The sequence below is a fragment of the Rhodococcus sp. HM1 genome (genome assembly GCF_023218075.1).
In the GTDB taxonomy this organism is placed as follows: Bacteria; Actinomycetota; Actinomycetes; order Mycobacteriales; family Mycobacteriaceae; genus Rhodococcus.
On record NZ_JALPTB010000187.1, the window covers coordinates 1 to 759 of the forward strand.

Here is a 759-nt window from a genome sequence, read left to right on the forward strand (position 1 = left end):
GCGTTCGGGCATGCCCGGCGTGGCCTGCATCTGCGGCACGATGCCCTCGACGTCGTCGACACCACCGGCATGATGCCCGGCGTCGACGAGCGCCTGCTCGTGCGCCATCTGCGCCTCGTCCTTCTCCTCCGACATCCCGATCGGACCGATCATCGTGCCGTTGAGGAACTGCTTGACCACCGGCTCGTCCGAGGTCAGCAGCACCTCGCGCGGACCGAACATCACCAGCTCGCGACGGAACAGCATGCCGATGTTGTCCGGCACCGTCCGCGCCAGGTTGATGTTGTGCGAGACGATCAGGATCGTCGCGTCGATCTCGGCGTTGATGTCGATCAACGTCTGCGAGATGTACGTCGTGCGCACCGGATCCAGCCCCGAGTCCGGCTCGTCGACCAGGATGATCTGCGGATCGAGCACCAGCGCCCGGGCCAGGCCGGCACGCTTGCGCATACCGCCGGAGATCTCACCGGGCAGCTTGTCCTCGGCCCCGAGCAGACCGACCAGCTCGAGCTTGTCCATCACGATCTTGCGGATGTCGGACTCGGACTTCTTGGTGTGCTCGCGCAGCGGGAAGGCCACGTTGTCGTACAGGTTCATCGACCCGAACAGCGCGCCGTCCTGGAACAGCACCCCGAACAGCTTGCGGATCTCGTAGAGCTCCTTGCTCGAGCACTGCAGGATGTCCGTGCCGTCGATGACGATCGATCCCTGCTCCGGGCGGAGCAGGCCGATCAGCGACTTCAGGAACACCGACTTACC

At 65.0% G+C, this 759-nt stretch carries 1 protein-coding gene; it reads right to left on the bottom strand.

Going from position 1 to position 759, the window contains the following annotated elements; translation table 11 throughout:
• Nucleotides 1–759, bottom strand: a 759-nt coding sequence (locus M1M07_RS32335; protein ID WP_248676785.1) for an ABC transporter ATP-binding protein, incomplete at both ends; no start/stop codon positions are given.